The organism is Phascolarctobacterium succinatutens, assembly GCF_958453765.1.
Taxonomy (GTDB): domain Bacteria; phylum Bacillota; class Negativicutes; order Acidaminococcales; family Acidaminococcaceae; genus Phascolarctobacterium_A; species Phascolarctobacterium_A succinatutens_B.
Genome location: NZ_CAUDZA010000011.1, coordinates 1 through 21,653 on the forward strand (window position 1 = coordinate 1; position 21,653 = coordinate 21,653).

Consider the following 21,653-nt stretch of genomic DNA (forward strand, 5'->3'; position numbering starts at 1 on the left):
AAACCGACCTCCTAAAATTAGATTTTTAGGTCTAACTTTAGGGGGTCGGTTCAAGGCTGTGGTAATTTTTTTGTTGTTAATGCTGTGCTGCGGTTTGGTCGCTGACCAGCTTGAAGCCTGCTGCCGTCAGTTTGTCTTCGATTTCTTTGATTTGGGCGGCATCACGTGTTTCCAGCTCTAGTTTGAGGAAGCAGCCGGTGATGGCCATGTTGGCATCACTGCGGTTGTGGTGTACGCCGACAACGTTGGCGCCGCATTGACTGATAATCTCGCTGACCTTGAGCAGCTGGCCCGGACGGTCCTCTAGCATGATAACAAGGTTGACTCTGCGGCCGCTGGTAACCTGACCGCGGGTGATGACGCGTGAAAGAATATTAACGTCGATGTTACCGCCGGATACAACGCAGACTGTTTTCTTGCCCTTAATCGGCAGCTTATCGAACAGCGCTGCTGCTACCGGAGTTGCGCCTGCACCTTCGGCAATCAGCTTCTGCTTTTCAATCAGGGTTAAAATAGCGGTTGCGATTTCGTCCTCGCTGACGGTAACGATATCGTCAACATATTTGCTGATGAGCTCGTAGGTGTTTTCACCCGGAGTTTTTACAGCAATGCCGTCGGCAAAGGTGCTGACGTGCTCCAGTGTTTCGTATTTATGGTCATGGAAGGCGTTGTACATGCTGGCTGCGCCTGCTGCCTGTACGCCGTAAACCTTAACCTCCGGACGCAGGCTTTTGATAGCGAAGGCTACGCCGCTGATAAGGCCACCGCCGCCAATCGGTACGATTACTGCTTCGACGTCCGGCAGCTGGTCCAAAATTTCCAGACCGATGCTGCCCTGACCGGCAATGACAAGCTCGTCGTCATACGGATGAATAAAGGTCATGCCTGTTTCTTCCTGCAGCTGTACGGCGCGGTCATGTGCTTCGTCGTAGGCACCGGGAACAAGCTCTACATGCGCGCCCAGGCGCTTGGTGTTCTCTACCTTCATAATCGGGGCGCCGTCCGGCATGCAGATGACGCTTTTGATGCCCATGCTGGTTGCAGCAAGTGCTACGCCCTGGGCGTGGTTGCCGGCGCTGCAGGCAATCACGCCTTTGCTGGCTTCTTCCGGTGTCAGCTGGCTGATTTTGTAGTAGGCACCGCGTACCTTAAAGCTGCCGGTTACCTGCAGGTTTTCTGTTTTCAGATACAGGTTGTTGCCTTCGCTTAAATGCGGAGCAGCTATTAAATCTGTTTTACGTGCTACGCTTTTAAGGATGAAGGCTGCATGATAAATTTTGTCTAATGAGAGCATTTGGTTACCTTCTTTTCTTTCCCTTAATTATTATAGTATAAAATACTACATCAAGTATAAATTGATTAGCGCATTGCGTCAAGTGATTGTGTACATTTCCTGCTATGATAGTGTATAATAATATAATGAATAATTTTCAAAGGAGTGCATACAATGCAGTGGATAGAAGTTAATGTAGCGGTAACGCATGAAGCAGTAGAGGCCGTAGCGGATATGCTGACGAGCATCGGTTCTAAGGGAGTTGCGATTGAGGACCCGCAGCTGATTAATGATTTGAGAAACAGCGGTACCTGGGAGCTGTGCGATATTCCGGAGCAGGAGAATACCGAGGTTGTTACTGTCAGCGCTTATTATCCTGATGACGAGAAGCTGGAAAAACGCTTGGCGGAGATTGACGAGCAGCTGGCGCTGATTGAGGAGCGCATCGGCAAGTACCGTTTCGGCAATACCCGCTTCCGCAAGGTGAGCGAGCAGGATTGGGCTAACGAATGGAAGCAGTATTTCCATGTTACCCATGTGGGCAAGAGCCTTGTTATTAAGCCGAGCTGGGAGAAATATGCTCCTAAGGCCGGCGAGCATGTTATTGAAATTGATCCGGGTATGGCCTTCGGTACCGGCACGCATCACACTACCAATATGATGATGGAGCGCCTGGAGAAGGTTATTACACCTGATTCTACCGTGTTTGACGTTGGTACCGGCAGTGGCATTCTGGCGATTGCTGCGGCAATGCTGGGTGCTAAGTCTGTTAAGGCTGTGGATATTGACGCTGTGGCAGTGCGCGTGGCGAAGGAGAATGTGGCGGATAATGGCTTGAGCGACCAGATTGAGGTGCGCGAGGGCGATTTGCTGCATGGCACTGAGGGCAAGGCTGATGTTATTATCGCTAATATTATTGCAGATATTGTTATTATGCTGCTGCAGGATATTCCGCAGAAGCTGGATGATGACGGTGTGCTTTTGGCGAGCGGTATTATTGAGGAGCGTATGCCTGATGTGGAGGCTGCGGCGCAGGCGCAGGGCCTTTATGTTGACGCGGTTGACCATCGCGGCGGCTGGGTTGTTATGCAGATAAAGAAGAAGTAAGGGGAAACCTATATGCATCGTTTTTTTGTACCGCAATTATATAACGAAACAATGACTATTGAGGGCGTGGATGCACGTCATATCAGTAAGGTGCTGCGCATGCAGCCGGGTGCGCAGCTGCAGCTTGTGAGTGACGACGGCGTGAGTGCGCTGGCAGAGATTACAGCTATTGACAGCGAGTGCGTGACTGTGCATTGCTTAGAGAAGCTGGCGGAAAGCCATGAACCTGCGGTGCGCCTGATTTTGGCGCAGGGTCTTGCGAAGGGCGAGAAGATGGAGTTCATCATCCAGAAGGCTGTGGAGATGGGCGCTTACAGCGTGGTGCCTGTGGCTATGGAGCATTCCGTAGTACGCCTTGACGGTGCTAAGGCTGCCAAGAAGGTGGAGCGCTGGCAGAAGATTGCTGAATCCGCTGCCAAGCAGAGCAAGCGCGATATTATTCCCGAGGTGCAGCCTGTGCAGACCATGTCACAGATGCTGGCGGCAAATGACTGCGCTACGAAGATTATCGCTTACGAGTGCGAGGATAAAAAGAGCCTGAAGGCGGCACTGAAGGAGGCGCAGGCGAAGGGCGCGCTGACAGATTTGCTGCTGATTATCGGTCCTGAGGGCGGCATTAGCGAAGCGGAGCTGGATGCGGCACGCGCAGCAGGCGCTGTGCCCGTATCGCTGGGAAGACGCATTCTGCGTGCGGAAACGGCAGGACTTGTCGCTATTTCAGCGATTTTTTATGAAACCGGAGATTTAGGAGATTAAACATAGATGAGAAAAATTGCATTTTATACGCTGGGCTGTAAGGTTAACCAGGCTGATACTGCCAGCATGGAGGGGATTTTCCGTGCGTCAGGCTATGAGGTTGTGCCTTTCGGTGAACCGGCAGACGTTTATTTAGTTAATACCTGCGTTGTTACCAATACCGGTCAGCGCAAATCGCGTCAGATTATCAACCGCGCTGTGCGTCACAATCCGCTGTCCTTGGTGGTTGTCACCGGCTGCTATCCGCAGACTGCGCCGGAGGAGGTGCGTGCTATCGAGGGTGTTGATGTAATCATCGGCAATCAGGAGCGCGGCCGCATTGTGGAGCTGGTCGAGGAGGCTCTGGAGCACAAGCGCACGGAGATTTTGGACAATGTACAGCAGATGACTGTAGACACTAAATTTGAAGAGCTGGGCGTTGGCACGGAAACCGATAAAACCCGCGCCTTCCTCAAAATTCAGGAGGGCTGCAACCAATACTGCACCTACTGCATTATTCCGTTTGCGCGCGGTCCGCTGCGCAGCCGCAGCCTGGAAAGCATCCGTGAGGAGGTTGGCAAGCTGGTTGCCGCAGGCTACAAAGAGGTTGTGCTCATCGGCATTCACCTTGGCTGCTACGGCAAGGAGCTGGCGAAGGAAGGCAAGCACGTTACTTTGTATGACGCAGTAAAGGCAGCACTGAGCGTTGAGGGCGTGCAGCGTGTGCGCCTCGGTTCTTTGGAATCCGTGGAGGTGGAGCCGCGCCTGCTGCAGCTGATGGCAGAGGAACCACGCCTGCAGCGTCACCTGCATCTGCCGTTGCAAAGCGGCTGCGACAAGATTTTGCGCGCTATGCACCGTCCCTACGATACAAAACGCTTTACGGAGCTGGTGAACGAAATTCGTGCGCAGGTGCCTGATGTGGCCATTACTACGGACGTTATCGTGGGCTTCCCCGGCGAAACCGAGGAGGACTTTGCGACTACGCTGGAATTTGCCAAGCAATGCGGCTTTGCCAAAATGCACATCTTCCCTTATTCCAAGCGCAAGGGAACCCCTGCTGCCGAAATGCCGGAGCAGGTGGACGAGGCTGTGAAGAGCGAGCGCGCGGCGCGTTTGGCGAAGGTGGACGAGGAGCTGCATCAGCAGATGCTGCAGAGCACTGTCGGCAAGGTGGAAGAGGTGCTGTTCGAGCAGTCTGTTGATGATGCGCATATGGAGGGCCTTTGCGGTCCGTATCTGCGTGTTGTCGTTCCGGGAACCAAGGAGCTGGCCAACACCATTGCCAAGGTAAAAATTACCGGCATCAAAGAGGATTTTTTGCTGGGCGAATTGAATTAATTTGGGAAAAAATTATTTCTTTAGCAGGATAAAAGAAATAAATACAGAATATAACTAGATACGATAAATGAGAGGAGGGACATGAAATGGCTGAGGATTGTATTTTTTGCAAAATCATTAAGGGCGATATCCCTTCTACCAAAGTGTATGAAGATGATAAAATGATTGCTATCAATGACGTTGCTCCGGCTGCTCCGGTTCATGTGCTGCTGATGCCTAAGGACCACACAGCTAACATCACTACTGCGGACCCCGAGCTGGTTGCATACATGCTTGGCAAGGTTAAAATGATCGCTGAAAAGACCGGAATTGCCGAAAAAGGCTTCCGCGTTGTTATTAACACCGGCGATGAAGGCGGTCAGACGGTAAAACATTTACACATTCACGTAATTGGCGGCAAAGCTTTGGGTTGGCCCCCGTGCTAAACCTTGACAATGCTTGTCTTTTCTTGTATAATTAATCAGTAAGTGTTTTTAGCTGGCAACAGCTGAAAACTTAATTTGCATATACACTTCCCTAAGTGTGTGGAGGGAGGGAGAACAGATGGCAGAAATTAAAGTTGGCAAGAATGAAACTTTAGACAGCGCACTGCGCAGATTTAAAAGAGCAACCCAAAAGGCAGGCATTCTTTCTGAGGTAAGAAAACGCGAGCACTATGAAAAGCCGAGCGTTGCACGTAAGAAAAAATCCGAAGCAGCCAGAAAACGTAAAACCAGATAATTGGAGGCGGGCTGTATGTCTATAAAAGACCAATTGACTGCTGATATGAAGCAGGCCATGAAGGACAGAGAAGCAGGTAAACTGCGTTTGTCTGTTATCCGCATGGTGCGTGCTAATATTAAAAATGTTGAAATCAATGACAAAAAGGAACTTACAGATGATGAGGTTCTGGCTGTCTTGATGAAAGAGGTCAAAATGCGTCAGGATTCTGTTGAGGAATTCCAAAAAGCAGGTCGTGACGAATTGGTTGCCCAAGCTAAGGAAGAAATTGCTATACTGAAAAAATATCTTCCGGAAGCTCTCAGCGATGACGAGCTGAAGGCTATCGTGGCAGAAGTTATTGCTGCTGTTGGTGCTACAAGTCCCAAGGATATGGGCAAGGTAATGCCGGCAGTTATGGCAAAAACCAAAGGCCGTGCAGATGGCAAACGTATTAACGTTATGGTTCGTGAATTGCTCAAATAACAACTGATAACCGTGCTAAGAGAAATCTTGGCGCGGTTATTTTACTTTATAGGGATTATGGGTGAGAGAACTGTATGCTTTTCCTGCGCGGGAAAGTATACAGCTTTTTTATTGCGGCATCTGTGCAGGAAATATCCGCTGTTTTGCGAAAACATATTCAGCAGGTAAATTTTATTTCAAGGCGAATATAAATATATTATTATCATTTTTACAGCTCAAAGGAGGCCGTTTTTATGGCATCTGGCTTCAGCTTTTTACGCACACAATTTCCCGGTCTGGAAAAAACAGGCGAGTTCGCGGAGCGCTATCTGTACAGCGATTCCAACTCCTGCCTTTTTAAGCTAGGCCTGCTGTGCGAAGATATCGTTAATAAAATGTTTGATTTTGACAATATATCAATGCCTTATCAGATGAAGGATACACTTGTAAACAAAATCCGGCATCTGGTTTGCGGATTTGCGCCAAAGCGGCAATATACCGCGCGCTATGGCAGGCTGGCCTTCTTCCCTAGGCTTGAAAGAAATGCTGCAGGAAAATACTGCGGAGGGCAACGCTGCTTACAATCAGGAGATATTTTTATAGGAATAATTTTCGTGATATAATTACAGAAAAAGATACCGTTAGGAGGTTCTCCAAAAGATGGCTCGATACAATGTAAATAATTATACCGTAGAAGCACTACTGGCAAGCATTAAGTCCAAGGAAATTGCAATACCAGAAATGCAGCGTCCCTTCGTGTGGGATGCTTCCCAAGTTCGTGATTTGCTGGATTCTTTATATAAAGGGTTTCCTGTTGGGTATATTATTGTCTGGCAAAATCCTAAGGTGAAACTTAAGGATGGAACAACCGCTGCCGGCAAAAAAGTATTGATTGATGGGCAGCAACGTATCACGGCACTGACTGCGGCGATTGTCGGGCAAGAAGTCTTAGATGATCACTACAAGTGGAAGACGATAAAAATCGCTTTTAATCCCATTGATGAGACTTTTGAAGTAGCCAATTCCGCTAACCAGCGTTCAAGTAAATGGATATCAGATATTTCTGAAGTATTCAAGACGACGTTTGACTCGTTTAATTTCGTCAACCAGTTTTGCCAGAAGAATGAAATAACAGATCAGGCATCGAAAATCAATGATATCATTAACAGATTGAAGGCAATTCAGAATAATAGCCTTGGTGTTATTACCTTGGCGGACGATTTGGATATTGATAGCGTTACGGATATTTTTATCCGCATCAACTCTAAGGGCGTGGTACTGTCACAGGCTGACTTTGTCATGTCGAAAATTTCCTCGAATACTGAGTATGGAGGAAACATAACCAGAAAGACTATCGATTATTTTTGTCATTTGCTGGAATCTCCAGCTGATTTGAAAGACATTCAGACCAACGACAAAGAATTCGCATCATTGCCAGATTTCTCTGCTATAAGATGGGCGGCAGAAAAGGTGTCACCTATATATAAAACATCTTATACCGATATTTTGCGTGTAGCATTTACTTATAAGTTCAAGCGCGGGAAACTGTCTGATTTGGTAAGCATGCTTTCTGGACGTGATTTTGAAACGCGCGAATTCAAAATAGAAATAGAAGAGGATTCTTTTAGAAAACTGCATGAAGCAGTATTACAGACCGTAAATAAAACAAACTACGAACGCTTTCTGATGATTGTTGAGTCTGCCGGCATTGTTAGGGGGAGTCTGATTCGCTCGCAAAATGTTTTGAACTTTGCCTATGCGTTGTACTTGGCGTTGCATGAGAGAAAAGTTGACAGTTCTATCATTGAAAAGATTGTACGTCGGTGGCTGGTTCTCTCCATTTTGACCGGACGTTATTCTGGTTCTCCGGAATCGACGTTTGACTATGATATTAAACGGTTCTTTTCTTCGGATGATCCTATGGCCTATTTGAAACTCACAGAGGCTGGCGATCTTTCTGATGCGTATTGGAAGGTCAATCTCGTACAAAGGCTCGATACATCTGTCACCAGCAGTCCGTATTTCAATATGTTCCTTATCGCGCAAGTTAAGGCTCACGATAAAGGCTTTTTATCTGAGCAGATTAGTGTAGAAAGCATGTTGGAAAACAGGGGTGATATTCATCATCTCTTCCCTAAGAATTATCTGACTAAAAATGATTTGCCTAAAGGACAGTACAATCAGGTCGCAAACTATGTGTATTTGCAGCAGGAAATCAATATAAAAATCAGCGATGCAGCGCCTCGTGAGTATATGGCAACTGTTATAGAGCAGTGCAAGACAGGGAAGCCGATATATGGAGGAATTACCGATTTAGACAAACTCAAGGAAAACTTACAGCAGAACTGTATCCCAGAAGGCTTTGAGTTTATGGATATCAACAACTACACTGAATTTCTGGCAAAGCGCCGCGAACTGATGGCGGAAAAGATTCGTGAATATTACGAGGCGCTATAAGTTATGAAAAAATCAAGACTGGAAATAAAGCCAATAAGAAGAAATCTTAGCAGGGTGCTTGATTCAGCCAGGAATGGAAATCCGGAATCCATGCTTAAGTTGGGAAAGCATTATTCGTACTTAAAGTTTGTTGATGAAAAGTATGAAGGCGATAATGCGCTTCTGTTGGGCGTATATTGGCTAAGCAAGGCCGCTCAAAACGGCAAGTGGGAAGCTTGCTATTGGTTAGGAGCCGCGATAGAAACTACTCGTAATAATAACAGTAGCGGTGCCTATTTAAGTGCTTATATTGAGAGGGAGAAGCAAGAAAATACCATATGGCAGAGTGTAATGTCCGAGTTGAACACCGAGGGCTTTTATGAAAATGCCGTGCCGGTATACTACAATGATGTTTGCAAAAACAATGTGGCCGCTATATGGCTTTGGGAGCGTTTTCATTTTGGCTACAGCAGTGGAAGTTTGGACTCACTTGACTGCCAGTATTATAAATGCGCAGCTGAACATGGTATTATTGAAGCCAAGGCCTGTTATGGGGCTTTTAGCAAAAGAGCATGGGATACTTGGTGTTATTGGTTACAAGATGAGTCTCCGGAAGAAGCACTAAAAACGCTAAAAGATGAAGGACGGTCGATTGATTCAATTTATTACTATTACGAAACCGCCAGATACTGGTTGGTGGAGGCACTGAGGGACGGTTACGATGAGGCAATATCAGATTTAAGTAGCCTGATTGCTACTCAGCATATGCTAGATAAATTACGCGAGCCAATTGCCTAGAAATAAAAACTTCATAGAGAAATTTCCGGCGAAGGTAACTACACCATCGTAACGATGCACCTAGTGTCGTTACGATGGTGTTCATTTTCTGGACATGTGCGGGTTCGTCGTTTCGGAGTATAGGAATTAAATTCGTTACATTGTATTAATGATAGTCTCCCAACGATCCTGCCTGCGGTACCTTCGGCTTTATGATTGCTGCCAGCAATTTTGTGCGTGAGCAGACGGACGATTTCTTTGATTTGGATGAGGAAACGGCCGAGTTTGAATATACGCAGGCCTTCACCGGCTGCGAGCTGGTGCATGCTACACACCGCTTGGCGCTGATGAATGCCATGCTGCACGACATCCAGAGCAAAATTATTTTGGGCGATACGCTTTCCAACGTGGGCAAGGAGATGCAGGGCTATGACGTGGTGCTGACCAATCCGCCCTTCGGTACGAAAAAAGGCGGCGAGCGCGCAACGCGTGACGACTTTACTTATCCCACGAGCAACAAGCAGCTGAACTTCCTGCAGCATATCTACCGCAGTTTGAAGGCTGACGGCAAGGCGCGCGCTGCCGTAGTGCTGCCGGATAATGTGCTTTTTGCCGACGGTGACGGCGAAAGGATTCGTGTCGACTTAATGGATAAGTGCAATCTGCACACTATTCTGCGCTTGCCGACAGGTATTTTTTACGCGCAGGGTGTCAAGACCAACGTACTCTTCTTTACGCGCGAAAAAACAGATAAGGACAGCACCAAGGCCGTGTGGTTTTATGATTTGCGCACCAATATGCCGTCCTTCGGCAAGACGAACCCGCTGAAGGCGAGTGACTTTGCCGGCTTTGAGGCGGCCTACACGGCAGAGGACAGAAGCAAGGTAGAGGACGAGCGCTGGCAGTGCTTTACGCGTGAGGAAATTGCGCAAAAGGGCAACAGTCTGGACCTTGGCCTGATTAAGGATGACAGCGTGCTGGATTACGAGGATTTGCCGGACCCGGCGGAAAGTGCTGAGGAGGCTGCGGAAAAGCTGGCGGAGGCCGTGGATTTGCTGCAGAGCGTGGCGCAGGAGCTGAGAAGCTTGCAAAGATAAAGGTTCTGTGGTATATTAGACATATAAAAGACAAAAAGTTTTAGAAAGCCACTTCTTACCCCGCAAAGTGTAGGAGTGGTTTTCTTTTTGTTGCGCACAATTCAAAACTTGCAAAGCTATGGATTATGTGGTATATTAGATATAGAAAAGACGACCGCCCACAGAGGTGGGTTGCCTAGTAGGTTAAGAAAAATCCGCTCCGTACTCGTCAAAGTCTTGGGGCGGTTTTTCTATGTCCGTAACTTTTTTACTTTTTGTTCTTAAAAATGAACGTAAGTAATGCTACGATAAAAATTCCAAAGGACATTAAATCCTGAAAGCTGAAATATACCATAGACATCACCTCCATTCGTAGAGAATGAAGGCAACACCACCCTGCAACACGGTTGTCAAAAACATTTTATCATAAATTATAGATTAAAGCAATAACATGTTTGCTTATAAAGGAGAGCTGGCAATGCCAAAGAAAAAGACAGCATTGACAATAGAAGAACGCTTGCAGCAGGCGCTGGTGCCTGCGGAGGAACAGCCTTATGAGGTGCCGGAGAATTGGGTGTGGGTAAGGCTTGGAGCAATAGCTGAAATTGTTACTGGTGGAACTCCTAGCAAAAAGCACCCTGAGTATTATGGTGGAAACTTTCCTTTTTATAAACCTAGTGATTTAGATCAAGGAAGATTAACATATGATGCTTCTGAGTATTTAAGTGAAGAAGGCAAAAAAGTTTCTCGAATCATACCTAAAAACTCAACAGCAGTCTGTTGTATTGGCAGTATTGGTAAGTGTGGTTATTTGATGTGTGAAGGCACTACCAATCAACAAATAAATTCTGCTATACCTAAAATTAACAGCTTATGCATGTATTATTATCTTTGTACGGAGAATTTTGTTCAGAATTTGCTTTCGATGGCTTCTGCAACTACTATAGCTATTGTTAATAAGAGTAAAATGGAAAGCTGTGCTTTCCCTCTCCCTCCGCTCTCCGAACAGCAACGCATAGTCGAGCGCATCGAAGAGCTTTTTGCGAAGCTTGATGAAGCGAAGGAAAGACTGCAGGAGGTTGCCGACAGCTTTGCCGTGCGCAAGGCAGCAATTTTGCACAAGGCATTTACGGGCGAGCTGACAAAGCAGTGGCGCTGTGAAAATGGCGTGAGCGATGAAAGTTGGGAAGAGAAAACTATTGGTGAGATTTGCAGTTCGCTGAAATATGGAACTTCTAAAAAATCTAGCGATGATGGAGAAGTTGTAGTTTTGCGAATGGGAAATTTGCAAAATGGAGAAATAGATTGGAGCAATCTAGCTTATACAAGTGATGAAGAAGATATAAAAAAATATTTATTAAAATCAGGTGACGTATTGTTCAATAGAACTAATAGTCCTGAACTTGTAGGAAAAACTTCAATATATAGAGGTGAAATGCCTGCAATATATGCTGGGTACTTGATTAAGTTAGATTATGAAAAAAATATAGTTGTTGGCGACTATTTAAATTACTATCTTAATTCTTCTAAAGCAAAAGAGTATTATATGCAAGTTAAAACTGATGGGGTCAGTCAGTCTAATATAAATGCAAAAAAAATAGGAGAGTTTGAGATTCCTCTCCCTACCCTTTCAGAACAGCACGAAATCGTGCGCCTCATCGACGACCTGCTGGCGCGCGAGCGCAAAGCACAGCAGGCTGCGGAGCAGGCGCTGGCAAGCATCGACCTGATGAAGAAATCCATCCTCGCATGTGCCTTCCGCGGTGAGCTGGGCACGAATAAAGCGAGCGAAGCGAGCGCGCTGGAGCTGCTGCGGCAGGTGCTGGCGGAAAACTGAAGTTAAACAACAATCAAGACCTTGGCAGCGGCAAAAGCTGATGCTAAGGTCTTTTTTAGCGTCTTACAGCGAAATACTTGGATATCCCATAGCTGCTCATGCAAACCTTAGGCATTCCGGCTTACAGTTAACCCCAACCTTAGTCACGCCAGTCTGGGCATAAGCTAACCACAGATTTGTAAACACTACCGCTTATACCGTTCGGCAGAACTACGAAAAAATAGCTATTTACAGCAAAGCGATTTAGCTTATTTAAAGCTTTTTGGTAAAACTTTTTCCCGAAAAAGTTTTTGCTTTGCCGCGCTTTCCGAAAAGTGCGAACCTTTCTTGCAACTTCTTTCAGTTATGAAAGAAGTTGATGTTACGAATCACGCCGGTGATTTTGTTTGAAGATGGTCCGCAGCCTTTAGCAGCATAAACTTTAAATTTACTTCATGCTTTTACTCTGCTATACTATAAATGTACAAGCGTTGAGGAGGTGCAGTCATGCCATTGGAATATTATTTTATGCTGGCGGGCCTTGTCCTGCTGCTGATAGAATTTGTTGTGCCGGGCTTCGGAATTTTCGGTGTCAGCGGCATGGTGTGCCTGACAGTCGGCGGCTTTTACGTTTTGGGCGGCAATGCCTGGGCGGCGCTGGTGCTGTTGGCAGTGTATCTGTTTTTGGTGCTGGTAATTACGCTGCTGTGCGTGTATCTGCCCAAGGAAAGCAAGTATAATCCCTTTGTGCTGTGGACGCGCCAAAAAAACAGCGAAGGCTACACCGGCGGCAAAAACTGGAGCATGCTGGTGGGCAAAAGAGGCACAGCCTTGACTACGCTGCGTCCTGCAGGTACGATTCTGGTGGACGGCAAGCGTCTTGATGTGAGCAGTCAGGGAGATTATATCGAAAAGTCTGCTCCCGTGATTATTGTGCGGGTGGAGGGCAGCAAAATTTTTGTAGAACAGACGAAGGAGTGACATTATGGATTTATTATTCAGTATGATTTTCGGCAGTGGCTTTGCAGTAATCATTGCTATTGCCGGTATTGCTATTTTTCTTAACTTTGTGCCGTTAGGCCTGTGGATTTCGGCCATTGCTGCCGGCGTTAATGTAGGTATCTTTAACCTCATCGGTATGCGCTTGCGCCGTGTGCCCGCGTCGCAGATTGTGCTGCCTTTGATTAAGGCGAATAAGGCAGGTCTTGACGTAAATGTTAACCAGCTGGAGGCGCATTATCTGGCAGGCGGTAACGTTGACCGCGTTATTGATGCTTTGATTGCTGCCCACAGAGCGCAGATTGAGCTGAGCTTTGAGCGTGGCTGTGCCATTGACCTTGCGGGACGCAACGTGCTGGAGGCTGTGCAGATGAGCGTTAATCCCGAGGTTATCGAAACTCCGGTAGTAAGCGCTGTTGCCAAGGACGGCATTGAGCTGAAGGTAAAGGCACGCGTAACAGTGCGCGCCAACATTGACCGCTTAGTAGGCGGTGCCGGCGAAGCAACGATTATTGCGCGTGTCGGCGAAGGCATTGTAACAAACGTAGGCTCCAGCGCCGACCACAGCAAGGTACTGGAAAACCCCGATTATATTTCCAAAACAGTTTTGGATAAAGGCCTTGATGCAGGCACTGCTTTTGAAATTCTTTCCATTGATATTGCGGACGTAGATGTAGGCCGTAACATCGGCGCTGCGCTGATGACCGACCAGGCGGAGGCTGACAAGCGCATTGCTCAGGCGCGCGCTGAGGAACGCCGTGCGATGGCTGTTGCCAAGGAGCAGGAGATGAAGGCCTATACGCAGGAAATGCAGGCGAAGGTTGTGGAAGCACAGGCTAAGGTGCCGACAGCTATGGCAGAGGCACTGGCCAACGGCCGCTTGGGCGTAATGGATTACTACCGCCTGAACAATATTCAGGCAGATACGCAGATGCGCCGCACGATTGCCGAGGTAAGCCCGGAGGGCGAGGAAAAGCCTGAGGGCGGCAAATAAGCGAGGTGCAGCTTATGGGCGGTTTATTTGACAGTGATTTAATCCCCCTGCTTTTTGTCCTCGTAATGCTGGCCAACGTATTTTTGGACAGGCGCAACCGCCGCCGTAGACAGCGGGAGCTGCCGCAAGAGCAGCCGCAGGAAACGGCGGAGCCGACGCAGGCAGAGCAGCAAACACAAGCTAAGCCTAAGGATATTGCCGCCGAGTTTGAACGCCGTCTGAAAAAGACGACGGAGGAGGCGCAGGCACGCAAGCGTCAAAGCAGCCAAGGCGTAGTGCATGACGGAACGCGTGTGCGCCGTGATGATGGCAGCAGAGTTCACCGTGACGGCGAAGCACTGCATGACCATACCGGCAGAATTCACCGTGAAAATGAAGCCCTTGTGCATGACAAGGGCAAGGTTTATTATGACCCCCGCGGTGATTATAGCTACGATGAAGCAAAGATGAACGCTGCCGCAGCGGCGTTTAATGCGCGCTACGCGCAGGCGCAGCCTGCAGCGAAAAAGCGCGTCAAGCTGAAGCATGCGGCGCTGGTCAACGGCATTATCATGGCAGAGGTATTAGGAAAACCGCGCGCTCTTAACCCCTACGAGGAGCGCTGATTTAAAGATTCTCGCAAACAGTAAGGAGATGTTGGAGAATGCTGGAAAAGCTGGATTTGAGTAAAAAAGTGTCCAAGGAAGAATACAACAGGCAGATGGAAGTGCTGGGTGAACGCCTGGGAAAGGCGCAGCGCATGGCCCGCGACGCCAAAAGACCGGTTATCATCGTGTTTGAGGGCTGGCGCGGTGCACGCCGCAGTGCGCTGATTAACGAAATGATGCAGCAGATGGATGCCCGCGGCTTTAATGTTTATTCCAGCGTGCGTTTGCGCGGAGTAATGCAGGAGCAGCCGTTTTTCGGTGCCTTCTGGAAGCGTTTGCCGGCGTTGGGACATATTGCCGTTTATCACCGCAGCTGGTATTATCTGAAAAACGCCAACGAGCTGGCGGATAAAGAGGATAACACCAAGTATCCTGCTGTTTCCTTTGAGCATATCAACAACTTTGAAAAAATGCTTACGGATGATAATTATCTTGTGCTTAAATTTTTCCTGCATCTTTCAGCGGAGCAGCAAAAGAAAAATATCGCCAAGAATGCCAAAACACTGGGCAAGGCGTGGCGTGACCTGAATCCGGCTCTTGATGAAAGCGACAACTACGATAAATTTTTGCCGCATTACGAAAGAATGCTGGAGGCCACCGATACGGTAAACGCTCCCTGGCACCTGATTGCCGACGATGATCCGCGCAGCGCGCGTTTGGAGGTTTTCACTAAGATTGCCGATGCTATCGAAAAAGCTGTGCAGATGCCTGTTGAGCCTGCTGCCGACAAGTGCACTGCGGCAACCTACGATGTGCTGAGCAAGATTGACGCCAATAAGGAGCTTACTAAAGAAGAATATAAGGAAAAGCTCGATAAGTACCAGAAAAAGCTGACACAGCTGCAGATTGAAATGTTCAAGGCGCAGATTCCGGTAGTCATAGGCTTTGAGGGCTGGGATGCTGCCGGCAAGGGCGGCGCTATCCGCAGACTGACGGCGGCACTGGACCCGTTGGGCTTTCATGTGCACCCGATTGCGGCGCCGAACGTGGTCGAAAAGCAGTTCCATTATCAGTGGCGCTTCTGGACCAGACTGCCGCAGCCGGGCACTATAGCGATTTTTGACCGCACCTGGTACGGCCGTGTTATGGTGGAGCGTATCGAAGGCTTTGCCAAGCCGCAGGAATGGCAGCGCGCCTATGATGAAATCAAGGATATGGAGGCACAGTGGAGCGAGCACGGTATCGCCATCGCCAAATTCTGGCTGCAGATTGACAAGGATGAGCAGCTGCGACGCTTCAATGACCGTCAGAATGACCCCAACAAGCAGTGGAAAATTACGGACGAGGATTGGCGTAACCGTGATAAATGGGATGCCTACGAAGCGGCAGTCAACGAAATGCTGGTGCGCACCGACACCTCGTATGCACCGTGGACCGTGGTTGAGGGCAACAATAAATATTATGCCCGCTTAAAGGTTTTGAAAACAGTTATCGATTTGTTTGAACGTAAGCTGGCAGAAAAAAATCAGTAAAATACAAGAGGATATCAGCGTAATTTTGCGCTGATATTTTCTTAATATATTATAGATACTCGGAGAGGAAATGCTTTGTCCTGGATAATTAAAAACTATATTAAAGAAACAAGAGAAAACGAAACCGGCGCGCAGGTGTATCCGCCGGGCTTACGCCATCCGGTAGCGTTTATTTACCCCAACGTCTACCATCTGGGCATGTCGAACCTGGGAATGCACATTTTGTATCAGATGATTAACGAGCGCGGCGACAGTGCCTGCGAGCGCTTCTTTTTGCCGGATAAACGATTGCAGCAGGAGCATATCAAAAGCAAAACACCGCTGCTGAGCTTGGAAAACCAGCGTCCGCTGGCAGATTTTGACGTTATCTTCGTCATGCTGTCCTTTGAAATGGACTATGATAATCTGCTGACGGTGCTGGATTTGGGCAATATCCGTCTGCGGGCGGCGGAGCGCAATCAGCGCGAGCCTTTGGTGATTATCGGCGGTCCCTGTGCCACCTTTAATCCAGAGCCTTTGGCTGCTGTGGCTGACGCCTTTGTCATCGGCGAGGGCGAGGAAACAGTACAGCACGTGCTGGATACCATCTACCGCGAGGAAAGCAAGCAAGAGCGCTTGGCGGCGTTGGCGCAGGTGCCGGGCGTTTATGTTCCCAGCCTGTATACGGCGCAGTACGATGACGAGGGCGAGTTTACCGCCCTGCTGCCGCAGGAAGGTGCGCCTGCGAAGGTAGCGCGCCAGTGGGCGCGTGATATCGACGCTTATCCGCACACCTCTGCTATCGTGACGAGCGGAACGGAATTTGAGGATATGTTTATCGTCGAGGTGGCGCGCGGCTGCGGCCGTCACTGCCGCTTCTGCATGGCAGGCTATTGCTTCCGCAAGCCGCGTCCGCGTAAGCTGGAAAATATTCTGGCAGATATCGCCAAGCGTCCCGAGCGCACGAAAAAGGTGGGCCTGATGGGCGCTGCTGTTTCCGACCATCCGCAGATGGCGGAGCTGACGGAATACCTGGTAGAGCATAAGATACCGTTTTCCGTTGCCAGCATGCGCGCCGATATGCTCACGGAGCAGATTGCCCATGCGTTGGCGCAGAGCGGCCAACGGACGATGACTGTAGCACCGGAGGCAGGCAGCGAGCGTATGCGCGCCGCTATCAACAAGGGCATTACGGAGGAGCACGTTTATAATTCTATCGAATTGGCTGCTGCTGCCGGTATGCGCAACATCAAGCTGTATTATATGATCGGCCTGCCGGGAGAAGAGGACGAGGATATCGTCGAAACGGTGGAGATGATTAAACGCGTGCGTGCCAAGATGGATGCTGTGGGCAACAAGGGCGAGCTGGTTATTTCGGTCAACGGCTTTGTGCCTAAGCCCTTTACGCCGTACCAGTGGGCGCCGCTGTGCAATGTGCGCACGCTGAAGAAGCGCTTTAAAATTTTGGGCGACGGTTTGAAGAAGGAAAAGCGCATCAAGCTGATTACCGAATCGCTGAAGGAAACTGTGGTGCAGTCCGTGCTGGCGCGCGGCAGCAGACGTATCGGCGAAGCGCTGCTGAAGGCACATGTGGAAGGACGTAGCCTGAAGCAGGTGCTGAAGGAAGAAGGCCTGGATGCCGAGGCGCTGGCAGAGCGCGAGCTGCAGGTAGGCCAGCCGCTGCCGTGGCAGCATCTTGACATGGGCGTGACGCAGGAGTATCTTGCGGCAGAGCTGCAGCGCAGCGAAAGCGGCAAATTTACCCCGATGTGCTTTGACGGCTGCCGTCGTTGCGGTGTCTGCCGGGAGTAAGGCTTAGGCAGTGAAATGACTGCTGCTGATAAAGAAATTAAGCATCCCTACACTTTTTGCAGTAAAAGTGTGGGGATGCTTTTGTTATTTTACGCTATAATGATGCTGAGGAACCCAGCTTTTGCTGCTTCGGAAGCGGTAACAACCCTTCCGTCTGCTCGCCGGTGTTCGCAGCCACCTCCCCTTACAGGGGAGATATGAAGCAATTGCAAAACTATAAGGTTGATAATTCTCTGTATATGTTCTGCGGGTAACCGAAAGACAGATGCTTGTTGTAAAAAATAAGCAGCCTGTGTCTGAAATTTATTGATTGAGGGATTTTGCACCGCAATCAAGGGAGGGATATACATATGAAAAAGAATTTGTTTTTGGGCATGACCTTGGGGATGGCGCTCTTGGCCAACACCGCTTTTGCTCATCTCAGCGGCGGTTATCTTTCGGATATTATTGATGAACATCCGCGCTGGCCGTTGGCAACTCAATGTATTGCTACGGATGTCAACTTAAGAACAGAGCCTAACACAAACTGTGAGGTAGTAACCATGCTGCAAAACGGCGATAAATTTTATGCAAGAAAGGTAGTGTTTATACCTGACAGTAAATATGTGTGGGTGTACGGAACTACCGAAAAAGGCTGCAGAGGATACATGTATAACCAATTTATAGGTGCGTTGCCTGATGGCCAATATGCTCATTCAGATGAAGGACGCTTTCAGGCTGCGGTAGAGGCAAACTGGATTAACGATCCCGCCGGCTATGCAGCAGGCTCCGGCTACAGCATGGGCAGAGTAGAACATGCCGACGATATGAATATTGCTTATGACCTTAATAAGGTGCAGGTAGGTCCGCGAGTGTTCTACACGAGAGCCTTTGACGGAAAAACCTATCAGGTAGTGATTAACAAGGCTCACGGCGAGATGGCAGGCTACGCAGTCGGACAGCAGTTTGATCAGAAAGAGCGGAATAATTTTTACGATATGATGCGGAGAATCGGCTGGCACGAGTCTGCTGTTGATATTGAGGAGCCGACAAACAGTATCGTGTGGGAAAAATCTGTGCTTGATGCGGATGGCTTTGACAGACCTGCCAAGCAGTTGATTATCACGCTGAATGATAATGACGTGATTGAGAGCTTTACATACATCAATTATGATCTTGATTAGCCTGCCTGCAAAAAATTATCCCTGAAATGCAAAAAACCTGCTCTTTTCAGAGCAGGTCAGCTTGTAAGAATTAAGCCATAGCGTTGATTCTCTTTGCAAGTCTGGATTTTTTGCGAGCTGCAGCATTCTTATGGATAATGCCTTTGCGAGCTGCTTTATCGAGCAAACCGGAAGCAGTAGCCATAGTAGCTTGAGCGTCTTCTTTAGCGCCGGTTTTAGTCAGAGCCTCTACTTTGCGGGAAGCATTACGGAGAGCTGCTTTAATCGGAGCGTTTTTAGCACGACGTTCTGCGTCGGTCTTTACACTGCGGATGGAAGATTTAATGTTCGGCAATGAATTTCACCTCCTGAATTTTCTTGTACTGCATTATTCTACCACGAATGCGAGCATTATGCAAGAGAAAATCACAAATATGCCTGCCTGTTCCTGTAAAAAATATTTTGCGGTCGCTTGACCTGGAGCTGACTCCAAATGCTAAAATATAAGCAGAAAGCAGGAAAACAATCTTGGCAGGAGGTAAGCGGGATGAAAATAAACGAAGTAAGCAAAATGTATGACATTACAGCGGACACGTTGCGTTATTATGAGCGCATCGGCTTGATTCCGGCTGTCAACCGTAATGAAAGCGGTATTCGCGACTACACCGAAATGGACTGCAACTGGGTAAACTTTGCCAAATGCATGCGCACAGCAGGCATTTCGGTAGAAAGCCTGATTGAATATGTGGCACTGTTTCAGCAGGGCGACAAAACGCGGGCCGCACGCAAGGAAATTTTAATCGAGGAGCGTGCCAAGCTGCTTGAGCGCATGGCGCAGATGCAGGAAACGCTCGATAAGCTGAATTATAAAATTGACAATTACTACAAGTGCGTTGAATTTGAGGACACTAAACTGAAATAAAACGCAGTACGAGGAGAGATGGCGCCGAGCTGTCTCTCTTTTTAGTTTACAGGCTTTGCCGTATAATGGTATAATAATTAGTACTAATAAAACAGGCTCAAGCCAATATTGGCCTGAAATAATACATTTTAATGAAGGAGCAGGAAGAGTAATTTATGATTGAACAAAATCACATTCGCAACTTTTCTATTATCGCCCATATAGATCATGGCAAGTCTACCCTGGCGGACAGATTGATTGAATATACAGGAACGCTGAGCAAGCGTGAGATGGAGGAGCAGATTCTCGATTCCATGGATTTGGAGCGTGAACGCGGCATCACCATCAAGGCGCAGGCTGTGCGCAGCATTTACAAGGCGCGCAACGGCGAGGAGTATATGCTGAACTTTATCGACACCCCGGGCCACGTAGACTTTACTTACGAGGTTTCGCGTGCACTGGCAGCGTGCGAGGGCGCACTGCTGGTTATCGACGCTACTCAGGGCATTGAAGCGCAGACTTTGGCTAACGTGTATCTGGCGCTGGATAACGATCTGGAGATTATCCCGGTTATCAACAAAATTGATTTGCCGAGTGCCGACCCTGAGCACGTTAAAAGGGAAATAGAGGACGTTATCGGTATTGATGCTTCCGACGCAGTTCTGTGCAGTGCCAAGACAGGCATCGGCATCGAGGATGTACTGGAAGCAATCGTAGCGCGCGTGCCGGCGCCGCAGGGCGATGCGGAAGCACCGCTGAAAGCCTTGGTGTTCGACTCCAAATTTGACGCTTACAAGGGCGTAGTTTTATATATACGCATTATGCAGGGCCGTCTGCGCAAGGGCATGAAGATTCGCATGATGGCAACCGGTGCGGAATTTGATGTTACCGAGGTTGGTTACTTCAAACCCGGCATTGTCAATGTTGATGAGTTGGAGGAGGGCCAGGTAGGCTTCTTTGCTGCCAGCATCAAAAATGTTAAGGATGCACGCGTAGGCGATACCGTAACCGATGCCGATAATCCTGCCGAAAAAGCGTTGCCCGGTTACCGCAAGGCTACACCGATGGTATACTGCGGTTTGTATCCGGTAGAGAATTCCGATTACGATAACCTGCGTGATGCTTTGGAAAAGCTGCAGCTGAACGATGCTTCTCTGGTATTTGAGCCGGAGACATCTACCGCGCTGGGCTTTGGCTTCCGCTGCGGCTTTTTGGGCCTGCTGCATATGGACGTTATCAAGGAGCGCCTGGAGCGTGAATATAATTTGAGCCTGATTACTACCGCACCGAACGTTATTTATGAGGTGTTCCGCACCAACGGCGACGTTGAAATGGTAGATAACCCGTCCCTTTTCCCGGACCCGACCGTTATCGACCATGTTGAGGAGCCCTTCGTTAATGCAACCATCATTGTGCCGAAGGATTATGTAGGCGCTGTTATGGAGCTGAGCCAGGAAAAACGCGGTGAATACGATAACATGACCTATCTTGATGATACCCGTGTTATGATTCACTACGCATTACCGCTGAGCGAGATTATCTTTGACTATTTTGACCGTCTGAAATCCGCTACCCGCGGTTATGCTTCCCTGGACTACGAGCTGTCAGGCTACCGTTATTCCGATCTGGTGAAGGTAGATATCCTGCTGAACGGCGAGCCTGTCGATGCGCTTTCTGCGATTGTGCATAAGGAATTTGCTACTGTTCGCGGACGTCAGCTGGTTGAAAAGCTGCGCAGCCTGATTCCGCGTCAGATGTTTGAAATTCCGGTACAGGCAGCAATCGGCAACAAGGTTATTGCCCGCGAAAACGTCCGCGCTATGCGTAAGGATGTACTGGCGAAATGCTACGGCGGCGATATCAGCCGTAAGCGTAAGCTGTTGGAAAAACAGAAGGAAGGTAAAAAGCGCATGAAGCAGGTTGGCAGTGTAGAGCTGCCGCAGGAGGCATTCATGGCGATTCTGAAAATGGACTAAGGCTTA

At 48.5% G+C, this 21,653-nt stretch carries 21 protein-coding genes and 1 pseudogene; 19 read left to right on the forward strand and 3 right to left on the reverse strand.

Annotated elements, in window-relative coordinates:
• Window positions 1-76: 76 nt before the first annotated feature.
• A complete protein-coding gene (ilvA, locus tag Q7Q81_RS05900) occupies window positions 77-1,294 on the reverse strand; it encodes a threonine ammonia-lyase (RefSeq protein ID WP_304274371.1) in 1,218 nt (405 codons plus the stop codon).
• Between the two features lie 153 nt (window positions 1,295-1,447).
• Here ilvA and prmA point away from each other — a divergent pair, with 153 nt between their 5' ends.
• The 10 genes and pseudogenes from prmA to Q7Q81_RS05950 form a co-directional block, all read left to right on the forward strand.
• Window positions 1,448-2,380, forward strand: a complete 933-nt coding sequence (gene prmA / locus Q7Q81_RS05905) for a 50S ribosomal protein L11 methyltransferase (protein WP_304274375.1) — start codon at window positions 1,448-1,450, stop codon at window positions 2,378-2,380.
• A gap of 12 nt (window positions 2,381-2,392) precedes the next feature.
• Window positions 2,393-3,136 carry a 16S rRNA (uracil(1498)-N(3))-methyltransferase gene (locus Q7Q81_RS05910; RefSeq protein WP_304274378.1) on the forward strand — a complete coding sequence of 248 codons (744 nt, stop codon included), beginning with the start codon at window positions 2,393-2,395 and terminating at the stop codon, window positions 3,134-3,136.
• A 6-nt stretch (window positions 3,137-3,142) separates the two neighbouring features.
• Window positions 3,143-4,456 (forward strand): tRNA (N(6)-L-threonylcarbamoyladenosine(37)-C(2))-methylthiotransferase MtaB, encoded by a 1,314-nt coding sequence (mtaB, locus tag Q7Q81_RS05915; RefSeq protein WP_304274381.1) that lies wholly within the window; start codon window positions 3,143-3,145, stop codon window positions 4,454-4,456.
• An 86-nt stretch (window positions 4,457-4,542) separates the two neighbouring features.
• Window positions 4,543-4,881 carry a histidine triad nucleotide-binding protein gene (locus Q7Q81_RS05920; RefSeq protein ID WP_009145890.1) on the forward strand — a complete coding sequence of 113 codons (339 nt, stop codon included), beginning with the start codon at window positions 4,543-4,545 and terminating at the stop codon, window positions 4,879-4,881.
• 118 nt (window positions 4,882-4,999) lie between these two features.
• Window positions 5,000-5,176, forward strand: coding sequence for a 30S ribosomal protein S21 (gene rpsU, locus Q7Q81_RS05925; RefSeq protein WP_021720854.1), 177 nt, complete (start codon window positions 5,000-5,002; stop codon window positions 5,174-5,176).
• Between the two features lie 15 nt (window positions 5,177-5,191).
• On the forward strand, window positions 5,192-5,641 hold the full coding sequence (locus tag Q7Q81_RS05930; RefSeq protein WP_009145888.1) for a GatB/YqeY domain-containing protein: 450 nt from the start codon (window positions 5,192-5,194) through the stop codon (window positions 5,639-5,641).
• Between the two features lie 233 nt (window positions 5,642-5,874).
• Entirely contained in the window at window positions 5,875-6,243 is a 369-nt protein-coding gene (locus Q7Q81_RS05935) for a hypothetical protein (protein ID WP_304274384.1), read from the forward strand.
• A 37-nt stretch (window positions 6,244-6,280) separates the two neighbouring features.
• On the forward strand, window positions 6,281-8,077 hold the full coding sequence (locus tag Q7Q81_RS05940) for a GmrSD restriction endonuclease domain-containing protein (protein ID WP_304274386.1): 1,797 nt from the start codon (window positions 6,281-6,283) through the stop codon (window positions 8,075-8,077).
• A gap of 3 nt (window positions 8,078-8,080) precedes the next feature.
• On the forward strand, window positions 8,081-8,854 hold the full coding sequence (locus tag Q7Q81_RS05945) for a hypothetical protein (protein ID WP_304274389.1): 774 nt from the start codon (window positions 8,081-8,083) through the stop codon (window positions 8,852-8,854).
• Window positions 8,855-9,015: 161 nt separating this feature from the next.
• Window positions 9,016-9,930 (forward strand): annotated as a pseudogene (locus tag Q7Q81_RS05950) (HsdM family class I SAM-dependent methyltransferase); the annotation flags it as partial.
• A gap of 247 nt (window positions 9,931-10,177) precedes the next feature.
• On the opposite strand, the gene Q7Q81_RS11075 reads toward Q7Q81_RS05950, so the two are convergent.
• The gene (locus Q7Q81_RS11075) at window positions 10,178-10,279 is read right to left on the reverse strand and encodes a putative holin-like toxin (protein ID WP_365688217.1); all 102 of its coding nucleotides are present in this window, start codon (window positions 10,277-10,279) and stop codon (window positions 10,178-10,180) included.
• Window positions 10,280-10,387: 108 nt separating this feature from the next.
• On the opposite strand from Q7Q81_RS11075, the gene Q7Q81_RS05955 reads away from it, so the two are divergent.
• The 7 genes from Q7Q81_RS05955 to Q7Q81_RS05985 all read left to right on the forward strand — a co-directional run bounded on the left by Q7Q81_RS05955 (window position 10,388) and on the right by Q7Q81_RS05985 (window position 18,791).
• The gene (locus tag Q7Q81_RS05955; protein ID WP_304274391.1) at window positions 10,388-11,746 is read left to right on the forward strand and encodes a restriction endonuclease subunit S; all 1,359 of its coding nucleotides are present in this window, start codon (window positions 10,388-10,390) and stop codon (window positions 11,744-11,746) included.
• Window positions 11,747-12,232: 486 nt separating this feature from the next.
• A complete protein-coding gene (locus tag Q7Q81_RS05960; protein WP_210684062.1) occupies window positions 12,233-12,706 on the forward strand; it encodes an NfeD family protein in 474 nt (157 codons plus the stop codon).
• 4 nt (window positions 12,707-12,710) lie between these two features.
• A complete protein-coding gene (gene floA, locus Q7Q81_RS05965; RefSeq protein ID WP_009145883.1) occupies window positions 12,711-13,718 on the forward strand; it encodes a flotillin-like protein FloA in 1,008 nt (335 codons plus the stop codon).
• Window positions 13,719-13,732: 14 nt separating this feature from the next.
• Window positions 13,733-14,323 (forward strand): hypothetical protein, encoded by a 591-nt coding sequence (locus tag Q7Q81_RS05970; protein WP_304223299.1) that lies wholly within the window; start codon window positions 13,733-13,735, stop codon window positions 14,321-14,323.
• A 38-nt stretch (window positions 14,324-14,361) separates the two neighbouring features.
• Complete coding sequence (gene pap, locus Q7Q81_RS05975; RefSeq protein WP_304274394.1) at window positions 14,362-15,837, forward strand: polyphosphate:AMP phosphotransferase; 1,476 nt, start codon at window positions 14,362-14,364, stop codon at window positions 15,835-15,837.
• Between the two features lie 75 nt (window positions 15,838-15,912).
• Entirely contained in the window at window positions 15,913-17,628 is a 1,716-nt protein-coding gene (locus Q7Q81_RS05980) for a radical SAM protein (protein ID WP_304274397.1), read from the forward strand.
• A gap of 350 nt (window positions 17,629-17,978) precedes the next feature.
• Complete coding sequence (locus Q7Q81_RS05985; protein WP_304274400.1) at window positions 17,979-18,791, forward strand: SH3 domain-containing protein; 813 nt, start codon at window positions 17,979-17,981, stop codon at window positions 18,789-18,791.
• A gap of 70 nt (window positions 18,792-18,861) precedes the next feature.
• On the opposite strand, the gene rpsT is transcribed toward Q7Q81_RS05985, so the two are convergent.
• Window positions 18,862-19,125 carry a 30S ribosomal protein S20 gene (rpsT, locus tag Q7Q81_RS05990; RefSeq protein WP_021720869.1) on the reverse strand — a complete coding sequence of 88 codons (264 nt, stop codon included), beginning with the start codon at window positions 19,123-19,125 and terminating at the stop codon, window positions 18,862-18,864.
• Window positions 19,126-19,317: 192 nt separating this feature from the next.
• On the opposite strand from rpsT, the gene Q7Q81_RS05995 reads away from it, so the two are divergent.
• Window positions 19,318-19,692 carry a MerR family transcriptional regulator gene (locus Q7Q81_RS05995; protein WP_304274402.1) on the forward strand — a complete coding sequence of 125 codons (375 nt, stop codon included), beginning with the start codon at window positions 19,318-19,320 and terminating at the stop codon, window positions 19,690-19,692.
• A gap of 155 nt (window positions 19,693-19,847) precedes the next feature.
• Entirely contained in the window at window positions 19,848-21,647 is a 1,800-nt protein-coding gene (gene lepA / locus Q7Q81_RS06000; protein ID WP_293388450.1) for a translation elongation factor 4, read from the forward strand.
• Window positions 21,648-21,653 lie beyond the last annotated feature (6 nt).

Excerpts from the sequence above, each read along its gene's own strand:
- Q7Q81_RS05940 (WP_304274386.1), top strand. The coding sequence starts at position 6,281 with ATGGCTCGATACAATGTAAATAATTATACCGTAGAAGCACTACTGGCA.
- Q7Q81_RS05910 (WP_304274378.1), top strand. The coding sequence starts at position 2,393 with ATGCATCGTTTTTTTGTACCGCAATTATATAACGAAACAATGACTATT.
- Q7Q81_RS05945 (WP_304274389.1), top strand. The coding sequence starts at position 8,081 with ATGAAAAAATCAAGACTGGAAATAAAGCCAATAAGAAGAAATCTTAGC.
- pap (WP_304274394.1), top strand. The coding sequence starts at position 14,362 with ATGCTGGAAAAGCTGGATTTGAGTAAAAAAGTGTCCAAGGAAGAATAC.
- floA (WP_009145883.1), top strand. The coding sequence starts at position 12,711 with ATGGATTTATTATTCAGTATGATTTTCGGCAGTGGCTTTGCAGTAATC.
- ilvA (WP_304274371.1), bottom strand. The coding sequence starts at position 1,294 with ATGCTCTCATTAGACAAAATTTATCATGCAGCCTTCATCCTTAAAAGC.
- rpsU (WP_021720854.1), top strand. The coding sequence starts at position 5,000 with ATGGCAGAAATTAAAGTTGGCAAGAATGAAACTTTAGACAGCGCACTG.
- prmA (WP_304274375.1), top strand. The coding sequence starts at position 1,448 with ATGCAGTGGATAGAAGTTAATGTAGCGGTAACGCATGAAGCAGTAGAG.
- mtaB (WP_304274381.1), top strand. The coding sequence starts at position 3,143 with ATGAGAAAAATTGCATTTTATACGCTGGGCTGTAAGGTTAACCAGGCT.
- lepA (WP_293388450.1), top strand. The coding sequence starts at position 19,848 with ATGATTGAACAAAATCACATTCGCAACTTTTCTATTATCGCCCATATA.
- Q7Q81_RS05960 (WP_210684062.1), top strand. The coding sequence starts at position 12,233 with ATGCCATTGGAATATTATTTTATGCTGGCGGGCCTTGTCCTGCTGCTG.
- Q7Q81_RS11075 (WP_365688217.1), bottom strand. The coding sequence starts at position 10,279 with ATGGAGGTGATGTCTATGGTATATTTCAGCTTTCAGGATTTAATGTCC.
- Q7Q81_RS05955 (WP_304274391.1), top strand. The coding sequence starts at position 10,388 with ATGCCAAAGAAAAAGACAGCATTGACAATAGAAGAACGCTTGCAGCAG.
- Q7Q81_RS05995 (WP_304274402.1), top strand. The coding sequence starts at position 19,318 with ATGAAAATAAACGAAGTAAGCAAAATGTATGACATTACAGCGGACACG.
- Q7Q81_RS05935 (WP_304274384.1), top strand. The coding sequence starts at position 5,875 with ATGGCATCTGGCTTCAGCTTTTTACGCACACAATTTCCCGGTCTGGAA.
- Q7Q81_RS05930 (WP_009145888.1), top strand. The coding sequence starts at position 5,192 with ATGTCTATAAAAGACCAATTGACTGCTGATATGAAGCAGGCCATGAAG.
- Q7Q81_RS05920 (WP_009145890.1), top strand. The coding sequence starts at position 4,543 with ATGGCTGAGGATTGTATTTTTTGCAAAATCATTAAGGGCGATATCCCT.
- Q7Q81_RS05985 (WP_304274400.1), top strand. The coding sequence starts at position 17,979 with ATGAAAAAGAATTTGTTTTTGGGCATGACCTTGGGGATGGCGCTCTTG.
- Q7Q81_RS05970 (WP_304223299.1), top strand. The coding sequence starts at position 13,733 with ATGGGCGGTTTATTTGACAGTGATTTAATCCCCCTGCTTTTTGTCCTC.